This window comes from Vibrio atlanticus, assembly GCF_024347315.1.
Lineage (GTDB): Bacteria > Pseudomonadota > Gammaproteobacteria > Enterobacterales > Vibrionaceae > Vibrio > Vibrio atlanticus.
In genome coordinates, this window is record NZ_AP025460.1 from 773,913 (window position 1) to 793,906 (window position 19,994).

The 19,994-nt window shown below is 43.8% G+C and carries 17 protein-coding genes; 12 read left to right on the forward strand and 5 right to left on the reverse strand.

The features are described 5' to 3' along the window. Positions 1-105: 105 nt before the first annotated feature. Entirely contained in the window at positions 106-1,770 is a 1,665-nt protein-coding gene (gene recN / locus OCV30_RS03545) for a DNA repair protein RecN (protein ID WP_017100072.1), read from the reverse strand. Positions 1,771-2,644: 874 nt separating this feature from the next. Between recN and OCV30_RS03550 the strand changes: the two genes are divergently transcribed. Further along, positions 2,645-2,932, forward strand: coding sequence for a GIY-YIG nuclease family protein (locus OCV30_RS03550; protein ID WP_065678518.1), 288 nt, complete (start codon positions 2,645-2,647; stop codon positions 2,930-2,932). A 176-nt stretch (positions 2,933-3,108) separates the two neighbouring features. On the opposite strand, the gene nadK is transcribed toward OCV30_RS03550, so the two are convergent. Continuing rightward, positions 3,109-3,993: an NAD(+) kinase gene (gene nadK / locus OCV30_RS03555; RefSeq protein ID WP_065678519.1), complete on the reverse strand. Its 885-nt coding sequence runs from the start codon at positions 3,991-3,993 to the stop codon at positions 3,109-3,111. A 143-nt stretch (positions 3,994-4,136) separates the two neighbouring features. On the opposite strand from nadK, the gene grpE reads away from it, so the two are divergent. From grpE to dnaJ, 4 genes are all read left to right on the forward strand, one after another. Next, entirely contained in the window at positions 4,137-4,718 is a 582-nt protein-coding gene (gene grpE, locus OCV30_RS03560; RefSeq protein ID WP_009848329.1) for a nucleotide exchange factor GrpE, read from the forward strand. Between the two features lie 388 nt (positions 4,719-5,106). Beyond that, on the forward strand, positions 5,107-6,381 hold the full coding sequence (locus OCV30_RS03565) for a dicarboxylate/amino acid:cation symporter (protein WP_065678520.1): 1,275 nt from the start codon (positions 5,107-5,109) through the stop codon (positions 6,379-6,381). A 337-nt stretch (positions 6,382-6,718) separates the two neighbouring features. Next, positions 6,719-8,632, forward strand: coding sequence for a molecular chaperone DnaK (gene dnaK, locus OCV30_RS03570; protein WP_009848331.1), 1,914 nt, complete (start codon positions 6,719-6,721; stop codon positions 8,630-8,632). 284 nt (positions 8,633-8,916) lie between these two features. Then, positions 8,917-10,062, forward strand: coding sequence for a molecular chaperone DnaJ (dnaJ, locus tag OCV30_RS03575; RefSeq protein ID WP_009848332.1), 1,146 nt, complete (start codon positions 8,917-8,919; stop codon positions 10,060-10,062). 143 nt (positions 10,063-10,205) lie between these two features. Here dnaJ and OCV30_RS03580 read toward each other — a convergent pair whose 3' ends face one another. After that, positions 10,206-10,688 carry a type IV pilin protein gene (locus tag OCV30_RS03580; protein WP_065678521.1) on the reverse strand — a complete coding sequence of 161 codons (483 nt, stop codon included), beginning with the start codon at positions 10,686-10,688 and terminating at the stop codon, positions 10,206-10,208. Between the two features lie 51 nt (positions 10,689-10,739). Here OCV30_RS03580 and OCV30_RS03585 point away from each other — a divergent pair, with 51 nt between their 5' ends. The 7 genes from OCV30_RS03585 to tadA all read left to right on the forward strand — a co-directional run bounded on the left by OCV30_RS03585 (position 10,740) and on the right by tadA (position 17,712). Then, positions 10,740-11,246 carry a GspH/FimT family pseudopilin gene (locus tag OCV30_RS03585; protein WP_065678522.1) on the forward strand — a complete coding sequence of 169 codons (507 nt, stop codon included), beginning with the start codon at positions 10,740-10,742 and terminating at the stop codon, positions 11,244-11,246. Beyond that, on the forward strand, positions 11,227-11,859 hold the full coding sequence (locus OCV30_RS03590) for a PilW family protein (RefSeq protein WP_065678523.1): 633 nt from the start codon (positions 11,227-11,229) through the stop codon (positions 11,857-11,859). Before OCV30_RS03585 ends, OCV30_RS03590 begins: the two co-directional genes overlap by 20 nt. Continuing rightward, positions 11,856-13,166 (forward strand): hypothetical protein, encoded by a 1,311-nt coding sequence (locus tag OCV30_RS03595; RefSeq protein ID WP_065678524.1) that lies wholly within the window; start codon positions 11,856-11,858, stop codon positions 13,164-13,166. The genes OCV30_RS03590 and OCV30_RS03595 overlap by 4 nt, the downstream gene beginning before the upstream one ends. After that, positions 13,156-13,605, forward strand: coding sequence for a type IV pilus modification PilV family protein (locus OCV30_RS03600; protein ID WP_065678525.1), 450 nt, complete (start codon positions 13,156-13,158; stop codon positions 13,603-13,605). Before OCV30_RS03595 ends, OCV30_RS03600 begins: the two co-directional genes overlap by 11 nt. Before the next feature lie 297 nt (positions 13,606-13,902). Beyond that, on the forward strand, positions 13,903-15,465 hold the full coding sequence (locus OCV30_RS03605) for an AbgT family transporter (protein WP_012603342.1): 1,563 nt from the start codon (positions 13,903-13,905) through the stop codon (positions 15,463-15,465). A gap of 236 nt (positions 15,466-15,701) precedes the next feature. Continuing rightward, complete coding sequence (locus OCV30_RS03610; protein WP_065678526.1) at positions 15,702-16,997, forward strand: hemolysin family protein; 1,296 nt, start codon at positions 15,702-15,704, stop codon at positions 16,995-16,997. 76 nt (positions 16,998-17,073) lie between these two features. Beyond that, a complete protein-coding gene (gene tadA, locus OCV30_RS03615) occupies positions 17,074-17,712 on the forward strand; it encodes a tRNA adenosine(34) deaminase TadA (RefSeq protein WP_065678527.1) in 639 nt (212 codons plus the stop codon). A gap of 61 nt (positions 17,713-17,773) precedes the next feature. On the opposite strand, the gene OCV30_RS03620 is transcribed toward tadA, so the two are convergent. Both OCV30_RS03620 and mltF read right to left on the reverse strand, forming a co-directional pair. Then, on the reverse strand, positions 17,774-17,908 hold the full coding sequence (locus OCV30_RS03620; protein ID WP_010438952.1) for a hypothetical protein: 135 nt from the start codon (positions 17,906-17,908) through the stop codon (positions 17,774-17,776). A gap of 292 nt (positions 17,909-18,200) precedes the next feature. Further along, positions 18,201-19,769 carry a membrane-bound lytic murein transglycosylase MltF gene (gene mltF, locus OCV30_RS03625; RefSeq protein WP_065678528.1) on the reverse strand — a complete coding sequence of 523 codons (1,569 nt, stop codon included), beginning with the start codon at positions 19,767-19,769 and terminating at the stop codon, positions 18,201-18,203. Positions 19,770-19,994 lie beyond the last annotated feature (225 nt).

The following is a 19,994-nucleotide window of genomic DNA, read 5'->3' on the forward strand; positions in this document are numbered from 1 at the left end:
AAAGCTCCTTGCGCTTTGAGCTTGTTATGACTAGCAATTTTGAATTAAGTTGCAAAATTGCCAAGAATTTTCGGTAAATTATCAGAAAGTTGCCGAATATGTAACCTATGCTGCGATTAATAACTCTTTTGCGTTGGCTAGTGTCGATTCGGTAATCTGGCTGCCACCAAGCAGTCGAGCAAGCTCTGAAACGCGTTGTTGTTCATCAAGCGTGTGCATTTGAGTCTCGGTTTTACCTGATTTCGTGTTCTTCGCTACAAACAGCTGTTGGTGACCGCAACCGGCAACTTGAGGTAAGTGCGTCACACACATCACCTGCGTAGATTCGCCCAGCTTACGTAGCATTTTTCCGACAACCGCAGCGGTTGGTCCACTGATACCTACATCGACTTCATCGAAAATCAGGCTTGGTGTATCCACTTTTTGCGCTGTGATCACCTGAATCGCTAGTGAGATTCGTGATAACTCGCCCCCAGAAGCCACTTTAGCAATGGGCTGCATTGGTTGACCAGGGTTGGTTGAAACAATGAAGGTCACGTTATCCATACCCAATGGGGAAGGGTGTGTGTTGGTGTTGTTCACTTCAATGGCAAATTGTGCTTTTTCCATGCTCAGTTCGTGCATGCTTTGCGTGATCAGCTTGTTGAGCTCTTTTGCGTAACGAATTCGAGATTTATGAAGCTTCTCTGATTTAGCCACGAACGACTGGTATTGGTTTTCTACCTCGTTTGCCAATTCTTCCAACTTTTCATCAGAGCAATCAAGCGCTTCAACTTGTTGTAATAAGTCTTGATGATGCTTATACAGTTCTTCAGGTAATACGTGATGTTTACGAGACATCGACATTACTTTTGAGAAGCGCTCTTCAACGTAAGCCATACGACCGGGATCGACATCAATGCCATCTAGGTATGTTCTTAACTCGTTATTGGTCTCTTCTATCTGAATAATGGCTTCAGACAACAAGTTTGGTAACTCAGCCAATCTTTCATCTAGCTCCGCTAACTGAATTAAGGAGTTATTGGCCGATTGCAGAATACCAAGCGCATTAACTTCTTCGCCTTCATAAATAAGCTCGATAGCTTGTTGGCAGGTTGTGGCCAGTTCTCCGCTATTGGAGAGGCGCTTATGCTCTTGTTCGAGGTCTTCATATTCTTCCTCCCCAATAGACAGCTCATTTAACTCTTTGATTTGGTATTCAAGAAGTTGTTTTTGAGCTTGGTTTTGCTGGCTATTTTCACGTAACTCTTTTAAGTGGTTATCGGCTTGTCGCCAGGCTTGGTAAGCATTACGTGTCGATTTCAATAGGTTCAAGTGACCTGCGTATTGATCAAGCATGGCCATTTGGTAATCGCTTTTCATCAGCTGATGGTGCGCGTGTTGACCATGAATGTTGATCAACAGCTGTCCAAGCGATTTTAATTGTGAAAGAGGCACGGGACTGCCGTTGATGAATGCGCGAGAACGACCTTCTTTAGAGATGGTTCTGCGTAGGATGCATTCACCGCCATCAAGCAGTTCATTGTCTTCTAACCAGCGGGTAGCATGCAGATTGTTCTCAAGTAAAAAAGCGGCACTGACTTCGGTTTTTTCTTCACCTTGTCGAACCATTCCTGCATCAGATCTTCCTCCAAGACACAAGCCTAAAGCGTCGATAGCGATAGATTTACCCGCACCAGTTTCTCCGGTGATTGTTGTCATGCCTTTAGAGAGTTCTAGCTGTAAAGACTTAACAATAGCGAAATTATTAACACTTAGATGAGCCAGCATTTTTATTTACCTGTATAACTGAACAATACTGTATATAAGCTCAGTATATACTGTTTCTTTATACAGTAAAGTCAGCAGGTGAAAATTTTTTGCGACAGATCTCAGAATTGAGGTTGTTCGTAGATCACTGAAACCGCAGTAGATTCCCAACTTAGTTGTTCCTCCTTCTTGGGAATGACGGTTTAGTATGTGCTTGGGATGAGTCACCGACACTCCCTTAAATGACGAAGGAGCGTGGTAGGGAATCTGTTTTGTGCGTTGGTATTTGTAAGATGAAGAGATTCCAGATACCTCGTTCCTCGGTTCTGGAATGACGTTTAATTTTGAGTTTTGTTATTCGTTGCTGTCATTCCCTATAGCGACGAAGGAGCGTGGTAGGGAATCTGTTTTGTGCGTTGGTATTTGTAAGATGAAGAGATTCCAGATACCTCGTTCCTCGCTTCTGGAATGACGATTATTTTTGAGTTTTGTTATTCGTTGCTGTCATTCCCTACAGCGACGTAGGAGCGTGGTAGGGAATCTGTTTTTTGCGTTGGTATTTGTAAGATTAAGAGGTTCCAGATATCTCGTTCCTCGATTCTGGAATGACGATTATTTTTGAGTTTTGTTATTCGTTGCTGTCATTCCCTATAGCGACGAAGGAGCGTGGTAGGGAATCTGTTTTTTGCGTTGGTATTTGTAAGATGAAGAGATTCCAGATATCTCGTTCCTCGGTTCTGGAATGACGTTTTATTTTTGGTTTTGTTGTTCGTTGTCGTCACTCCTTACAGCGACGAAGGAGTGTGGTAGGGAATCTGTTTTTGTTAGTGCTTATTTAATGCTCTTGGTTTTTCAGCCTTTGTTAATTTTAAGAGCTTGATATCAAGGGGGAAGGATGAAGCAACCTGCAATTTACATTCTAGCTAATCGTTCGAATTCAGTTTTATACATAGGCGTTACTGGGAACCTTAAGCAAGGGGTTTGGCTACATAAAGCGGGAGAGATAGAGGGTTTTACTAAGAAGTACAATGTTCACAAGTTAGTCTATTTTGAAGTTTTCGAAGACTTTAGAGCTGCGATTGATAGAGAAAAACAGCTAAAGAAATGGAATCGTTCATGGAAGGAAGCGTTGATTAGTGAGTTGAACCCTAGTCGAAGTGATCTCTACTACGAACTATTATGAGATTCCAAACTCAGTCGTTCCTCCTTCTTGGAAATAACGATGTTTTGAGGGTTGCTAGGAATCGTCATTCCCTACGGCGACGAAAGAGCGTGAAAGGGAGTCTCTCAGGCAATAAAAAAGGCTGACGAATGTCGTCAGCCTTTCAAATTTTGGTTATTACTAAAGTCGCTTTTCTTTTAGAACAGCTTACTCGACCAGCCTAGTTTGTTACGTAGAACATGGTAGTAATTGTAGTCTTTAGGGTGGATCAGCTTGAGCACATTAGGGCTTTGGTAAATGTGGATCTCATCACTAGGAGAAACCGGTAGCGAGATTTGGCCATCGCAGCTGACTTCCTGTGTACCGCGGTTATCAGGCGATACGATAAGCTTGATACGACGCTTGCCATCCACCACCAGTGGGCGGCTTGAAAGGGTGTGCGGGAACATTGGCACTAATGAAATTGCATTCAGGCTAGATGACAGGATAGGGCCGCCGCCAGAAAGCGAGTAGGCGGTAGAACCTGTCGGGGTTGAGACGATCAAGCCATCAGAGCGCTGTGAGAAGGCGAAGCTGTCATCGATATACACTTCGAACTCGATCATATGTGCGACTTGACCGGGGTGAAGTACTGCTTCGTTGAGTGCGGCGTTGTGGCTTTTTATTTGGCCATGACGATGAATTTCAGTTTCAAGTAAGAAGCGCTCTTCTTCCATGAATTCACCCTTGAGTACATCAGTCAGCGCGCTCTGGAAGTTTTCAGGGTTGAGATCGGTAAGGAAACCTAGGTTACCTCGGTTTACGCCAATCACTGAAATATCGAAACGTGACAAGATTCTAGCGGCACCGAGCATATTTCCGTCACCACCCACCACAATGGCGAGATCGGCGCGTTTACCTAATTCAATTAGGCTAGAAAAATGTTCTTGTGGGATATCGTCTAAAATTGTAGCGAGTCTGTCATCCACAAACACTTGATAACCCTCAGTACTTAACCACTGATAGAGCTCTCTATGAGTCTGAATTGCTTGCTGATCTCGAGGTTTACCAATAATGGCGATGACTTCAAATGGCTTTTTCATAACGTTTCCAAACGAATTAGGCTTGAATCAAAATTCTTCATCCCCATAATAAAGGCAAGTTGAACGTCTATGCGAGTGTTTTATATCAATTTGGGGTGCAAACACACCTGTCACTTGCATTGAAAACGAATTCTGGAGAGATCATGAGCAACGAAGAAAACAAAGTAACGGAAGAAGAGCTAGATCAAATCATTGCTGAAGCTGAGAAAGTTGAAGAAGCTGAGCTAAATGAAGAGTCTGTTGATGAGCAAGAAGCAAAAATCGCTCAACTAGAAGCTGCACTACTTTCTAGCGAATCTAAAGTGAAAGAGCAGCAAGATTCTGTTCTTCGCGCAAAAGCTGAAGTTGAAAACATGCGTCGCCGTAGCGAGCAAGAAATTGATAAAGCGCGTAAATTCGCTTTGAACAAGTTTGCTGAAGGTCTACTTCCTGTCATCGACAACCTAGAGCGTGCAATGCAAGCGGCAGATGCTGAAAACGAAGTGGTTAAGCCACTGTTTGAAGGTGTTGAGCTAACGCACAAAACGTTCGTAGACACAGTTGCTAAGTTTGGTCTTAAAGAGATCAACCCTGAAGGTGAAGTGTTCAACCCTGAATTCCACCAAGCGATGTCTATTCAAGAAAGCCCAGATCACGAATCAAACACGGTTATGTTCGTAATGCAAAAAGGTTACGAGTTAAACGGTCGTGTGGTTCGCCCTGCGATGGTTATGGTTGCTAAGTAATGACGTGTTACGCTGCCAAGTGATTGAGTAGCGCATTGACTGAGTAAGTCGCGGCGACAAAATAAATCACTGGTTTACGTTAAATGAAAAGAGAGGCATATGCCTCTCTTTTTTTGTGCCTATAACTTGAGACCCCACGTAAATAGTCATCAAAACCGCATTAAGAATGTTGTTCTTTTTATATTACCCAGAACAATGATTTAGAGTTTTATATTATGAAACTGGTTGTTAATGAGGAAATGTTTTGATGTCACACTTGTAATGTTTTTGTAAATAAATGCTTTTAATTGTTATCTTTGTATGTAAAATCCACTGCGATATAGCGATTTCAGTCGCATATATAACTATAAAAGTACAAATTTCAAACACAACAAACTGGAGAAGAACGATGGACAAATCGCTCTCAAGTAAGATTTTTGTAGGCTTGTTTGCCGGCCTACTTATTGGTACTGCTATTCAGTACCTATTCAACGGTATTGCAGTATTTGATACTTACCTGCTAGGTCTAGCAGAAGGTGTCGGTGGTATGTTTGTCTCTTTGATCAAACTATTGGTTGTTCCACTGGTATACGTATCTATCGTTTGCGGAATTGTTGAATTGAAAGACATCCGTTCTTTCGGTCGCCTAGGTGGTAAAACTTTTGCTCTTTACATTATCAACACCATCATCGCGATTTCTGCAGCCCTAACTGTTGGCCTTATTTTCCAACCGGGTGCTGGTGCAGATTTAGCCGGAACGATCTCTGAGACAGTTCAACTAACAACAACTGAAACTCCAGATATCTTCTCTCTTGTTGTGAACATCGTTCCTAGCAACCCAGTTCAGGCGTTTGCAAGCGGCGACATGCTACAGATCATCTTCATGGCAATTTTGACTGGTCTTGCTATTCAGGCTCTTGATTCACGTGGCGGTCCAGCGATCAAAACGTTCAAGATGGCTAACGAAATCATGATGAAGCTTATCGGCCTAGTAATGAGCTTGGCGCCATTTGGTGTATTCGCTCTGATGATTCAACTAGGTGCGACACTGAACGCCGAGACACTTATGTCTGTAGCTGGCTATGTAGCGCTTGTTGTTGCGATGCTAGTGTTCTGGATTTTCTTCTTCTACCCAATGATGGTTGGTATCGCGACAGGTATTACGCCTAAGCAATTCCTACGCGCAACTCGTGAGCAAATCCTTTTCTCACTATCGACGGCAAGTTCGAACGCGACTATCCCAGTAACAATGCGCACTCTAACTGAAAAGCTTGGTGTATCAAGATCTGTGGCAGGTTTCGGTGTTCCACTGGGTGCGACAATGAACATGTCTGGTGTTTCTATCTACATCGCACTCGCGACAATGTTCGTAGCAAACGCATTCGGTCAACCAATCAACACGGCTGACATCTTTACTCTGGGTCTAACTATCTTGCTTCTGTCTATCGGTGCTGGTGGTGTTCCAGGTGGTGGTGTTGTAATGGTCGGTGTTCTATTGCACCAACTAGGTTTACCACCAGAAGGTCTAGCTATCATTGCTGCGGTAGACCGTATCAACGATATGTTCTGTACTTCTTCTAACGTAGTGGGTGATACAGCGGTTAACACTATTGTTGCTAAGTCTGAAGGCGAAATCGGCGTTGAAACACACGAAGAAGCTGAGCTAAAGAAAGCAGAAGCGTAATCAGAGATTTTCCTCTATAGATGAAATCTAAGTGGAAAGCCTGAATAGACAAACGGAGCCTAAGTGGCTCCGTTTTTTATTGGGTGATAACCCTAGTTACTGGGCTTATGTGAAGGTAATGATATGTATTCGTGTCTAACCATTCCTTTTATCAAAATAAATGTGAAAAAATCCAGTATCCCCCTTGAAAAGGATTCGTGAGCCCTTATCTATGGTGCATACGAAAGCAAATTACATTTGCACTTAAATTTGTGTATTAGGGTTGAATCCCTGATTACTACCCCCCACATAGTGGGTATAGCAAAAAACTAAATAGAATTTATTCGGAGAAAGCCTGATGGGTCGAATCATTGGTATTGATTTAGGTACTACTAACTCTTGTGTTGCTGTTCTTGACGGTGACAAACCACGCGTATTAGAAAATGCTGAAGGCGAACGCACAACAGCATCGGTAATCGCATACACTGAAGGCGAGACGCTAGTTGGTCAACCTGCGAAACGTCAAGCTGTTACTAATCCTCAAAACACGCTATACGCGATTAAGCGTCTAATCGGTCGTCGTTTTGAAGATGAAGAAGTTCAACGCGATATCGAAATCATGCCTTTTAACATTGTTAAAGCTGATAACGGTGATGCATGGGTTGAAGCGCAAGGCCAAAAGATGGCTGCTCCTCAAGTATCTGCTGAAGTTCTTAAGAAAATGAAGAAAACAGCTGAAGACTTCCTAGGCGAAGAAGTAACTGGCGCAGTAGTAACTGTTCCTGCTTACTTCAACGATGCTCAACGTCAAGCAACGAAAGATGCTGGCCGTATCGCTGGTCTAGATGTTAAACGTATCATCAACGAACCTACTGCTGCTGCTCTGGCTTACGGTCTAGACAAGCAAGGTGGTGATCGCACTATCGCTGTATACGACCTTGGTGGTGGTACATTCGATATCTCTATCATCGAAATCGATGAAGTAGAAGGCGAGAAGACTTTCGAAGTTCTTTCAACTAACGGTGATACTCACCTTGGTGGTGAAGATTTCGATAACCGCATGATCAACTACCTAGTAGATGAGTTCAAGAAAGAGCAAGGTATCGACCTTAAAGCTGATCCACTAGCAATGCAGCGTGTTAAAGAAGCAGCAGAAAAAGCGAAAATCGAGCTTTCTTCTACTACTCAAACTGACGTAAACCTACCTTACGTTACTGCAGATGCGACTGGTCCTAAGCACATGAACATCAAAGTGACTCGCGCGAAGCTTGAGTCTCTAGTTGAAGACCTAGTTCAACGTTCTCTTGAGCCACTAAAAGTTGCTCTAGCAGATGCTGACCTATCTGTAGGCGAAATCACTGACGTTATCCTAGTAGGTGGTCAGACTCGTATGCCTATGGTTCAAGCTAAAGTAACTGAATTCTTCGGTAAAGAGCCACGTAAAGACGTGAACCCTGACGAAGCTGTTGCAATGGGTGCTGCTGTTCAAGGTGGTGTACTAGCTGGTGAAGTTAAAGACGTTCTTCTTCTAGACGTTACTCCTCTATCTTTCGGTATCGAAACGATGGGCGGCGTAATGACTAAGCTTATCGAGAAAAACACAACTATCCCTACTAAAGCGGATCAAGTGTTCTCTACAGCTGAAGACAACCAAAGCGCAGTAACTATCCACGTTCTTCAAGGTGAGCGTAAGCAAGCGACTTACAACAAGTCTCTTGGTCAGTTCAACCTAGAAGGTATCCAACCAGCACCACGTGGCATGCCACAAGTTGAAGTAACATTCGACCTAGATGCTGATGGTATCCTGAACGTATCTGCTAAAGATAAAGCGACAGGTAAAGAGCAGAAGATCACTATCCAAGCATCAGGCGGTTTGTCTGAGGAAGAGATCGAAGCAATGGTTCAAGAAGCAGAAGCTAACAAAGAAGCTGACAAGAAGTTCGAAGAGCTAGTAACTGCACGTAACCAAGCTGACCAAATGATTCACGGCACTAAGAAGCAAGTAGAAGAAGCTGGTGAAGCTCTACCTGCAGACGAGAAAGCTAAAATCGAAGCAGCTATCGAAGCTCTAGAATCAGTTAAGTCTGGTGACGACAAAGAAGCTATCGACGCTAAAGTTCAAGAACTTATGCAAGCAGCTCAAAAGCTAATGGAAATTGCTCAACAGAAAGCTCAAGCTGAACAAGCTGGTGCTGACGCTGGTGAACAACCTAAGCAAGACGACGATGTGGTAGACGCTGAGTTCGAAGAAGTTAAAGAAGACAAGAAATAATTTCGTTGCAGAGTAGCCTGATTTCGTTGTCGGAAGTGCTTACCTACTAACGTAGGCTCCGCGCTTCCTCCTAGAGCTCAAGCTATCTGCTTAGAAATTTGTCTCAAAGACTTATTATTGCGGGCGTCAGAGGTAACTCTCACGCCCGTAAATTTGTATTTAGACTTGTCGATCTAGATAATAGCTTTATTCGGCGTTTCAGCCGACAGAACTTTTATCTAGATTGATACACAGACTGCTGAAGTGATCATTCGGCAGTAGCAATTATTTTGGTGACCTAGAACATGTCAAAACGTGATTTTTACGAAGTATTAGGCGTAAGCCGCGATGCATCAGAGCGCGATATTAAAAAAGCGTACAAACGCTTAGCGATGAAATTCCACCCAGACCGTAACCAGGGTGATGACAGCGCAGCAGACAAATTTAAAGAAGTAAAAGTAGCGTACGAGATCCTAACCGATGCTCAAAAGAAAGCAGCTTACGACCAATACGGCCACGCAGCTTTTGAACAAGGTGGCATGGGTGGCGGCGGTTACGGCGGCGGTGGCCAAGGTGACTTCGGCGATATCTTCGGTGACGTATTTGGCGATATCTTCGGCGGCGGTCGTCGTGGTGGTGGTCAAGCGCGTGCACAACGTGGTTCTGATTTGCGTTACAACATGGAGCTTTCTCTAGAAGAAGCCGTTCGTGGTGTATCTAAAGAGATTGAAGTACCAACACTTGTTGAATGTGACATTTGTGATGGTAGCGGCGCGAAAGCGGGTTCTTCTGCACAAACGTGTGGTACTTGTCATGGCCACGGTCAGGTACAAATGCGCCAAGGTTTCTTTGCGGTTCAACAGACTTGTCCTACTTGTAATGGTAAAGGCAAGATCATCAAAGATCCATGTAACTCATGTCATGGTCAAGGTCGCAAACAGAAGACGAAAACGCTTAACGTTAAGATCCCAGCAGGTGTTGATACAGGTGATCGCATTCGTCTATCTGGCGAAGGCGAAGCAGGGGAGCACGGCGCTCCAGCTGGCGACTTGTACGTACAAGTACACGTAAAAGAGCACAATATCTTTGAGCGTGACGGCAACAACCTTTACTGCGAAGTGCCAGTAAGCTTCTCTATGGCTGCTTTAGGTGGTGAAGTTGAAGTTCCAACACTCGATGGCCGTGTAAACCTTAAAGTGCCAGAAGAGACACAAACGGGCCGTATGTTCCGTATGCGTGGCAAAGGCGTGAAAGGCGTTCGTGGCGGCGGTGTGGGTGACCTAATCGTTAAACTAGTGGTTGAAACACCGGTTAAGCTAAGCTCTCGTCAAAAAGAACTACTGCGCGAATTTGAAGAAACATGTTGTGGTGAAGCTGCAAGCAAGCACAAGCCAAAATCTGAAGGTTTCTTCAGCGGCGTGAAAAACTTCTTTGATGACCTAACTAAGTAATCAGTTCAGTGATTTGGTAGCTTAAGTTACTAATAAAAAATAAAACCTGCTCATGTAGCAGGTTTTTTTGTGTCTGAAGATAGTGTTTTCAAAGTGATGTTATACCTTTGGCTTCAGATTTTACGCGGCTCCTGATTTCTACATTACTTCCAACACGCTTGAGGCTCTGAAACACCTGAGTGATGTAACTCCAGAATATCAGTCGGTGAGTCTAAGCAGTCATCATTTGTCTGTGGTGCGCGTGGTTCTGCTTGAATGGAGTATGAGGTACTGCTAGCCGAAATTGTTAGTGTGTACCTGCTTGTATCGGTATCGCAAAACGAGCACGTCCCTCCAGAAACTATGTTTCCAGCAGCCGTGGCATAATTTCCGGCGTAAGCACTCTCAAGTTCAAGTTGAATTTTTGCCATATCTCCTATCGCTGTCATTCGATGCGATTTTAAAACATGGCTTGTGTAGCTTGGATAAGCTATTGCACTGAGTACTCCTACAATGGCAACAGCGATCAATAATTCGATCAGTGTCATTCCTTTCATACTTAAATTGTTGTTGTTACATCTTTTTATTCGAATCTTCACGAGTAGTTTCCTTTCATAACCCTGTCCATTTTTCTCGGGTGGTAGCATCGGTGCAAGATTAAATATTATTACGCACCTGATTACATAGGAATTTGGGAAATGACTCGCGGGTTTACTTTATTAGAGCTGTTAATAACGGTGTCGATACTGTCGATATTGGTAGCGACGGCTGCTCCGAGTTTTAGTTCAGTCACCCAAACAGTCAAGATCCAGCGCCTTGCTGGGGAGTTGAATGGTTTCTTAGTACAGGCAAAGTCTGAGTCTGTGAAAAGAAATCAAAAACTCTGGGTACATTTCTCGATGGCTAAAAATGAAGAGCAATCGACAGGGGAGTGGACCATATGGTTGAAACCTACGGAAGACCTGTCTGGCGATACATTGCTGATGTTGTCGGGAGAAGCGTTTCGAGATTTATCGCTTTCTCATAACTACACCGGTGCAAAAGTCAGCTTTGAAAGTGTCAGAGGAAGACCTGCTAGAGGTACGATTTACTTGTCTCCTAAAAGAGCTTCAAGCGACCGGCTTTTGATTAAATTATCCAGCCCACCGGGACGAATTAAGGTTTGCGGCGAGTTGAGTGCTCAGTATGGCTATTATGCTTGTTAAGCCTCGAACCAGAAGCTTGCGGAAGCAAAAGGGCGCATCACTCATTGAATTGATGGTTGCTTCAGTTATTGGTGTGTTCGCGATTTCGATTATCGGCAGCGTTTTTATAACGGGGCACAGAATTGCTCAAGATAAAGGCATTGAATTATTACTGCTGCAAAACCTAACCAGCACCATTCAGATAATGAAAGAAGATATTCAACGAGCAGGCTACGATGGCTCAAATGGTGAATCCCTTAAGTTATCAGGTGCCGTTAACACGATTAATGTTAGCGCTGGTGTTGAGGTGGGGTTCGTCTATTTCAAAGAGGGATCAACTGACGGCAAAAATTATAGGAATATCGTGTACAAAAAGGAGGGGACTCGATTGAAAATTTGTGAAAAGGGCGTCCTTACTCCTGTAGGAATTCTATCTCACGATCAAGTTTCTTTATGCTACTCACTTTTCGACGATAGTATTATTTCCGTCGATGATTTATCAATATCCTCGCACGTGTTGAGCAAAAATGGGGTGAGCACCACGCTCACTGATGTGAATATTATTGCGTCAATCCCAAGTGCTGGGATTTCCAAGAGCGTCGCTATAACCGTTAAGCAAAGGAATTGGCAATGACCTCAGTAAAGCCGCAAGTTGGAGTGGCTACGTTACTAATGACCTCAGTTTTAGTATTGAGTGCTCTAATTGTTACTTTGGGTACTTATCGCAGTGTTTTTCATCAAATTAAGGTGGCGCAGAATGAAGTACAAGTACGTAAAGCTCATTGGCTCGCTGAGGCTGGGTTAGAGTGTGGTTTTACTCACATTGCAGAAAATGACCTTACGGCTATCCCTAATGACTTAATGAACTATTGTCAGCAGTCGAAAGTCCTTACGTTGAAATCAGACAATCTAACGTCGAATATACTAGCGTCGAGTACTCACTATTTGTCTTTAAACAAAGAGATAAGTTTTAACAATTCGTCGGGGCTAGGGGCGATGCAAACCAATTCGAGTTTGGAGTTTATTTCTGATCACAATATCGATATTACCCCAGATATTAGTCTTACTGCGGTCGGTGGTATTAACGAATGTGTGTCTGTTCGGTTCTTAGATAGTGTGATCTATAAAAACCAAGGCGGCGGGCGTTTAAAGACAATCACACCTACGGGCGGTCTCCCTCCTTTTCCTACCTTTGAGTCTTGCCAACCGACAACCGATATTAACCGCAATGCAACCATTGATTCAGTTGGGTCATTGCCTTCAAATGCTTTTCAATCAGATTTCAAATTTGACCCAGCCATCGATACGTTCTCCAATTATTTTGGGGTACCTAAAACGCCAGAAAATATTGATCAGCTTAAGCGTGATTACCATGTGATTGACCTTATGGACCGAACGGTATCTCCGCCCAAGCATACTGATTTGGTCAATGGAAAGTATCAAGGCAATAAATGTAGTCAAGCGATTAATAATGCCTTTGCAAGTGGTAAAGATAAGGTATGGGTGATAGGTGACTGTGTGGTCTATCATCCTGCAATTAATGTGGTAGAACCTATCCCCGGTGTTATTACGCCACGTTCATTGGTGATTCAAGATGGCATCGTTGCGAACGGTAATGCAAGTGTGTTTGATGGTTCCTTTTATCACCTAAATGATATGAGCATATACGACGAACCAGCCTCTCCTGATGTTGATACGGACCTATTGAGCGGCTTATGGGCCAAAGTTCCAAATACGATACCTATCGCCGGCTTAGTGCAGAGCAATTCGGTTTATATTGGATTTGCTTCTTTTTTCCCCAAGGGAGGGATGTTCTTTGATTCAGTTGGCGGGCTATCGACAATTCAAGGTTCGATTAACTTAGATTACACAGGCGAATACAACCCCCATAGTGTTCCTTTGAAAGCCAAATGGAAAAAGGGATCATGGAATGACTTATAAACAACGAGGTTTCAGCTTGATAGAGGTACTTATCTCTTTTCTGCTCATCGGTGTTGCTTCGTTAGGGTTGGTTAAGCTACAGGTCTATGCAGAACAAAAATCGGATTACGCGCTGCACAGTGTAGAAGCGCTTCACTTTGCTGAAAGGCAGATGGAGTATTATCGAACTCGTGTATCGGATGTGGGGGGAGCTGTAGGGTTAATCCTTTTTACGGATCTCAATCAAGCGGACTACTGTCGCAATGCGACAAGTTCGGATCCTTTATCTGGTTTGTCGGGCTCTGGGTATACGATGAGCTGTGAGGTGACAAATGCCAGTGGTGCCTTGTCTCACGCTTTGAAAAACATTACGGTGACTGTTGCATGGCGAGATCGCATGAACCGTGCGCAAAGTATTCACCTCGAAACTATGCTCTCCAAATACAGTGAGTTTGATTGATCTATTAAGCAAACGTTTACTGCATGCCAAGCCCTACGCTTCTCCTTTACTGGTAGTTTTCACTCCTCGGACATTGTTTACGTGCCAGTTAAAACTCTGTATATGGAATGGTGTTTTTTGTGTTTTTATATTGTTGCTGTTGTACAGTATTTTTGCAAAATATGTCTCCATTTATGGAAAATGATGTGGAACCTTGTGCTTTTTAACAGCGACTTTAATAGAATATGTGCTGTACCAATAGGCCATGGTCAAAACTTATATTAGGCCTAAACAAACAACATCACATATGGAGTTACAATGAGTAACCAAGCCGTAAAAAAAGCACCATCGACTGAGAAGATCAGTGGTATGGACCGCTTTCTAAACTTCATTGAACGCGCCGGCAACAAAATTCCAGACCCAGCAATTCTGTTCTTCTGGGCTCTAGTTATTGTATGGGTAGCATCTGCACTTTTATCGAATCTTTCATTCGACTTAATCAACCCTCAAACGGGTGCTGCTCTTGAAGTAAACAACCTACTTACTGGTGAAGCGCTTGCTAGCTTCCTAGCGAATATGGTTACCACGTTCACAGGCTTCGCACCGCTAGGCATCGTACTTGTTGCTATGCTAGGTGTTGGCGTTGCTGACTCTTCAGGCTTCATTACGACTGGCCTTAAGAAGATGCTTAACTTCACGCCAGCTAAGTTGCTAACGCCAATGCTAATTCTTGTTGCTATCGTGTCTCACACAGCAGCAGATGCAGGTTACGTTCTAGTAATCCCTCTTGGCGGTATCATCTTCCACGCAGCGGGTCGTCACCCTCTAGCGGGTATTGCAGCAGCGTTTGCTGGTGTATCCGGTGGTTTCTCAGCGAACTTCATTCCTTCAGGTATTGATCCGCTACTCGCAGGTTTCACTCAAACAGCGGCAAACGTTCTTGACCCTGCATACGTGATCAACCCTCTAGCGAACATCTTCTTCACTGGTTTGTCTTCAATTCTAATTGTGGCAATTGGTTGGTACGTTACAGAGAAAATCATCGAGCCTCGTCTTGCTAATACGCCTGTCGATGAAGATGCAGAACAAGCACCTGATCTAGGTACGTTTACAGCCATTGAATCTAAAGCATTCAAATTCGCTGGTTGGGCAATGGTTGCTGGTATTGGTCTGCTTATCGCGGCTCTAATGCCTGAAAACTCAGCACTTCGTTCACCAGAAGGCGAACTAACGGCGTTCTCAGCACCAGTAATGAAGTCTATCGTTCCTCTGATCTTCATCCTGTTTATTATTCCGGGTATCGTCTACGGCCGTGTAGCGGGTACCTTCAAGAATAGTAATGATGTTATCAAAGCAATGTCTGAGACGATGGCAACGATGGGCGCATACATTGTAATGTCGTTCTTCTGTGCTCAGTTCCTATCAGCATTTGCTCAATCAAACATCGGTACTATGCTGGCGCTTTACGGTGCTGAAGGCTTGAAAGCAATGGATCTTCCTGGTGAAGCAACGGTTGTTGGTATGATTCTACTAACGGCTTCAGTTAACCTTCTTGTAGGTTCAGCTTCAGCTAAGTGGGCTCTTATTGGTCCTATCTTAGTTCCTATGTTAATGGTTGTGGGTATCTCTCCTGAGCTATCTCAAGCGGCTTACCGTGTAGGCGATTCAGTGTCTAACATCATCTCTCCACTGATGGTGTTCTTCCCACTGGTTGTTGTTTACTGTCAACGTTACGTTAAGTCGACAGGTATCGGTACTCTAGCTTCTCTAATGATGCCATTCTCGATTGCTATGCTAATCGGTTGGTCTATCTTCTTGCTAGGTTACTGGGCTCTTGGTATCCCGCTAGGTATCCAAGCTCCTTACACTTACACAATGTAAGATAAGTAATAGAAGCAAAAGTTAGTAAGATAAAATCATCGAAGCCCGCACCGAAATGTGCGGGTTTTTTTTTGCTATTTTTTTCTGTTTTTTTTATCCAAGATTTTTATAGCCAAGACTTTTTATATCCCAAACTTTCTATATCCCAAACTTTTTATATTCAAAATAAAGGCACTCAGCTTATACTCCGGATTACGGCTAATTGTTGGCCGGTAAATTTAGGAAATCCAAGCCACATGAAGATTCTGCTTTTAGTAGGGTTAATTGTTTTAAATGGTCTGTTTGCCATGTCAGAGATTGCACTGGTAGCAGCAAAGAATAGTCGGCTGAAACGCTTAGCCGAAAAACATCGCTCCGCTCAGGTTGCTCTTGAGCTCAAAGAAAATCCAACCCGCTTCCTTTCAACCATTCAAATCGGTATTACGGTAATCGGCCTACTCAGCGGTATTGTGGGTGAGGCGACGCTTTCTGCTCCACTGGCCGTTCAACTTGAACTGTGGGGACTCGATCCAACACAAGCGAATATCCTGTCTACCACGGTAGTCGTTGTGGGTATTACTTACTTCGCGATTGTTGTAGGTGAGCTAGTACCAAAACGTTTTGCTCAATCTCAATCTCAAGCTGAAAACATTGCTGTGCTAGTCGCGCTGCCTATCTTCTGGTTATCTAAAATTGCGACGCCGTTTGTGTTTGCGTTGTCTGCTTCTACGGAAGGTATTCTCAAGTTAATGGGACGTGGTGGCGAAGAAGACAGTGTGACGGAAGATGATATTCATGCACTCGTGAAAGAAGGCTCGGAATCTGGTGTGATTGAACGTGGCGAGCAAGAGATGATTCGCAATATCTTACAGCTTGATGACCGTTTGGTGAGCTCGTTGATGACGCCACGTCGAGACGTCGACTTTCTGGATATTAGCCAACCGGTTGAGCAGATATTTAAAAAGCTGCGCAGTTCAAAGCATAGTGTGTTTCCATTGTGCCAAGACCACCTAAATAAAGTGGTCGGTACGGTGTCAGCCAAAGCCTTATTGAATCAGGCGGGCAATTTAAATATTCAAGTGATCATGGGGCTATCTCGCTCTCCGATCTATGTTCCAGAATCGATGAAGGCTTTACGTCTGCTTGGCTATTTTAAAGAGTCGGGTACAGAGATGGCATTCATTGTTGATGAATATGGCGATGTTCAAGGCCTTGTGACTCATTACGATATCCTAGAGGCGATTGCGGGCGAACTATCAAATAACCCGAAAGACCTGTGGACAGAGCAAGTGGAAGATGGATTGCTGGTGGATGGATTGATTCCTATCAGTGAACTGAAAAACCGCTTAGAGCTGTCGGATTTTGAGGGGGAAAGCGAGAGCTTCCAAACGTTGAATGGCCTAGTGACTTGGTTAATAGGGCGCTTACCTGATGCAGGTGAAGTTGTTCAATACCAGCAGTGGCAGTTTGAAGTTATCTCTGTTGAGAACAATCGCATTGTGAGTATCAAAGCGACGCAAATAGCCGATGACATAGAAGGCGCCAATAGCTAGCGATCCGCCTAATCAGTAAGCGGCGATTGTTCATTGCCTCTTATCTCTTTATTGTTCATTATCACGAAGATTAGGTATGCTTCACCGCATACCTATTTTCGTTTTTATCCTTTGTTTTCTGGAGCTCCCTTTGTCAGACCATCAATTCAGCCCTCAAGATGAAATCTTCATGCGACGCGCCATCGAGGTAGCTAAGCAAGCAGAAAAAGAGGGAGAGGTTCCCGTTGGTGCTGTTCTAGTGAAAGATGGGGAGGTTATCTCTGAAGGATGGAACCGCTCGATTGGCTGCCACGATGCAACCGCACATGCAGAAATCGAAACCTTGCGTAAAGCAGGTCAAGCCTTGGAAAACTATCGCTTACTTGATACCACCTTGTATGTCACCTTAGAACCGTGCCCAATGTGCGCTGGTGCCTTATTACACAGCCGAGTAAAGCGCATTGTGTTTGGTGCTCCAGACTTAAAAGCGGGTGCAGCGGGTACGGTATTGAATCTCTTTGAAAGCCAAGCCTCATACCACTATGCCGATGTTGAGCATGGTTTGTTAGAGGAAGAGTGTCGTGAACAATTACAGGCGTTTTTTAAGCGCCGTAGAAAAGAGATCAAAGAGAAGCGAAAGCTTGAGCGTTTGCAGGAAGAGCAGCGTTTAGAATCCGATAAGGCAAGTAACAATAATAAGGTCAGTAACAAGAACAAGGTCTGTAACAAAAAATAGCAGCGAGCTTTCGGCACTCTCAATCATAAGAGTGCCAAGCAAACTTAGTTGGTCATTACTTTTACTCAGCAATCATCTGCATGAAAGCACGGTTGCGCCAAATGATCTTCTTCTTATTATTTGAAAGCATACGCTTACGACGGTTGGCAGCAACGGTCTTATCAAGGCGTTTCGATTTCAGTTTGTTCTTCATCATTTCAACGATTTCCTATTTGTCGTCTGGCTTTGTAAGTATGACTTCAGTTTTAATTATAGTGGTTATTTGTTTATAAGCTCTGCCACGAACTTAGCGTTGGCTTTCTGAACCACTATCGTGATGGCTAAGAGCTGAATGCAACAGAGCATTATGTCGCTTATGGTGTGACGTTATAAAGTTCGATTGTTACTGCAATATGACACACTGGATATCGCAGGCGTTTTGTTTGTTTTGGTCATTTATCGTGATGCAATAAAAAAGAGCAATGCTAAATGGCATTGCTCTTTTTCTTTTATTTGGAAGACTCAGCGTCGTTCACTGCGGATTCAGTTTCACTGATTGTTGATTCAGCATCTGATACCTCTAGAGGTGGGATAACGACCAAACCTTCAAGGCTCGCTTCTTCCTCTTTATTACGCTTATTTACATGGCCAATAATGCTCTGATAATAACGGCGAATGTTCTCAACGTAATTCCTTGCTTCATCACCACGCGCATACCCGTAACGAGTTTTGCTGTAGTACTTCTTCTGTCTTAGCAGAGGAAGCCTGTCTTTCACATCACCCCAAGCATCAGGATCACCGCCTTGTGCTTTGGTTAAGCGACGAGCATCCATCATGTGCCCATAACCTACGTTATATGAGGCAAGCGCAAACCAGATCTTTTCATGCTGAGTGATTGAGTCGGGCACTCGATTCACGATACGACGTAAATATTCAACACCGCCTTGTACCGACTGTTTCGGGTCGAGACGATTGGTTACACCAACGCTCTTCGCGGTAGGCAGTGTCAGCATCATCATGCCTCGAACACCGGTTGGAGAGCGTGCAACCGGATTCCAGTGTGACTCTTGGTATGCTAAAGCGGCAATCAAGCGCCAGTCAAATTCTTGAGAATATTTCTGAAATAGTGGCGACCATTTTGGCAGCTTGCTATCCAATGCACGGATAAATGCACGAGTATCAACGTAATCAAAAGTGCCGATATGGCCGATGTATTTTTCTTCCAGTGAAGCCAGTTCACCAGACTGTTTTAGGTTACCAAAGAACTCAATCAGTAATGCATAAAGGCTTTCATCTTCAGATTTCTGTAAATACCAAGAGATAGGTTGATCTTCTGTCAGTTCAAAAGCTAAGGCTACGTCTGGGTATAAACGTTGTGCGAGTGACAGCTCAATCGAGTCCGCAACAGTAAACAAGCGTTCACCAGTCGACACTTCTTTTAGCAGGTCATTGATGTCAGCATTACCTATTGCATCGTAGATAAAGTCATCGTGCTTGTTCTGGATCTGTTTTAGTGTTGGCTCAAAATGTGAGTCCTTCACTACCACCAAAGATGGCGTCAATGTTTCGGTAGATGCCGTTTCTTCTGATTCAGTTTGTGCTTTTACGAAATCAGCTTGACGCTTATTCTCGAACTTGATCAGTTGTTGAAGATTTCTTGGTCGCCACTGGCCTTTTTTGTATACGACCTGTTGGCTTACATAGTAATAAGCAGGTGCGGCACGATAAGCGCGTGTCAGTTTATTGTTTTGCGTTAAGCCGGTTGCGATAAGATCGATTTCGCCTTTCTTTAAGGCTGGAAAGAGGCCAGACAAACGGTAAGCGGGTTTAACCTCAAGCTTTACACCAAGCTCCTGCGCAAATTCACGCGCTAATTCGTAATCCAAACCAGCAGGGCCATCGGGACCAATGTAATAAGAGAGTTGGTTATTTAGGGTGCCGACGCGAAGAACGCCTCGCTCTCGTATCTGCTCAAGGACACTTTTAGGTTCTGACTCAATCTGGCATCCAGCCAACCCAACTAGGGCAATGGCAAGCAGAAGGAACTTAGACGAAAAGATGAGCGTAAATTTAGGCATCAAAATGAAATCTCGAAAAGTGGAAGCCCCTTTATACCAAACCCCGCAAGGCTGGCAAAGCAGGTTTATTTAAACAGTTGTAAAAGTGCTGATAAATGCAGCAAAAGTACCATTTACGCATAAAGATAAAAAAAATCACGCAAACGGTTGCTTTTGGTGTTACGTCACAAAAAGAAATGCTTTATAATGCGCTCGCATTGAAGAGGTGGAATCGGCATAGGTTTG

Bases quoted from the DNA above. Each gene is read 5' to 3' on its own strand.
- OCV30_RS03585 (WP_065678522.1), top strand. From the start codon at position 10,740: ATGACTCGCGGGTTTACTTTATTAGAGCTGTTAATAACGGTGTCGATA.
- mltF (WP_065678528.1), bottom strand. From the start codon at position 19,769: ATGCCTAAATTTACGCTCATCTTTTCGTCTAAGTTCCTTCTGCTTGCC.
- dnaJ (WP_009848332.1), top strand. From the start codon at position 8,917: ATGTCAAAACGTGATTTTTACGAAGTATTAGGCGTAAGCCGCGATGCA.
- OCV30_RS03565 (WP_065678520.1), top strand. From the start codon at position 5,107: ATGGACAAATCGCTCTCAAGTAAGATTTTTGTAGGCTTGTTTGCCGGC.
- recN (WP_017100072.1), bottom strand. From the start codon at position 1,770: ATGCTGGCTCATCTAAGTGTTAATAATTTCGCTATTGTTAAGTCTTTA.
- OCV30_RS03600 (WP_065678525.1), top strand. From the start codon at position 13,156: ATGACTTATAAACAACGAGGTTTCAGCTTGATAGAGGTACTTATCTCT.
- OCV30_RS03550 (WP_065678518.1), top strand. From the start codon at position 2,645: ATGAAGCAACCTGCAATTTACATTCTAGCTAATCGTTCGAATTCAGTT.
- OCV30_RS03610 (WP_065678526.1), top strand. From the start codon at position 15,702: ATGAAGATTCTGCTTTTAGTAGGGTTAATTGTTTTAAATGGTCTGTTT.
- OCV30_RS03595 (WP_065678524.1), top strand. From the start codon at position 11,856: ATGACCTCAGTAAAGCCGCAAGTTGGAGTGGCTACGTTACTAATGACC.
- OCV30_RS03590 (WP_065678523.1), top strand. From the start codon at position 11,227: ATGGCTATTATGCTTGTTAAGCCTCGAACCAGAAGCTTGCGGAAGCAA.
- OCV30_RS03580 (WP_065678521.1), bottom strand. From the start codon at position 10,688: ATGCTACCACCCGAGAAAAATGGACAGGGTTATGAAAGGAAACTACTC.
- nadK (WP_065678519.1), bottom strand. From the start codon at position 3,993: ATGAAAAAGCCATTTGAAGTCATCGCCATTATTGGTAAACCTCGAGAT.
- OCV30_RS03620 (WP_010438952.1), bottom strand. From the start codon at position 17,908: ATGATGAAGAACAAACTGAAATCGAAACGCCTTGATAAGACCGTTGCT.
- OCV30_RS03605 (WP_012603342.1), top strand. From the start codon at position 13,903: ATGAGTAACCAAGCCGTAAAAAAAGCACCATCGACTGAGAAGATCAGT.
- tadA (WP_065678527.1), top strand. From the start codon at position 17,074: ATGCTTCACCGCATACCTATTTTCGTTTTTATCCTTTGTTTTCTGGAG.
- dnaK (WP_009848331.1), top strand. From the start codon at position 6,719: ATGGGTCGAATCATTGGTATTGATTTAGGTACTACTAACTCTTGTGTT.
- grpE (WP_009848329.1), top strand. From the start codon at position 4,137: ATGAGCAACGAAGAAAACAAAGTAACGGAAGAAGAGCTAGATCAAATC.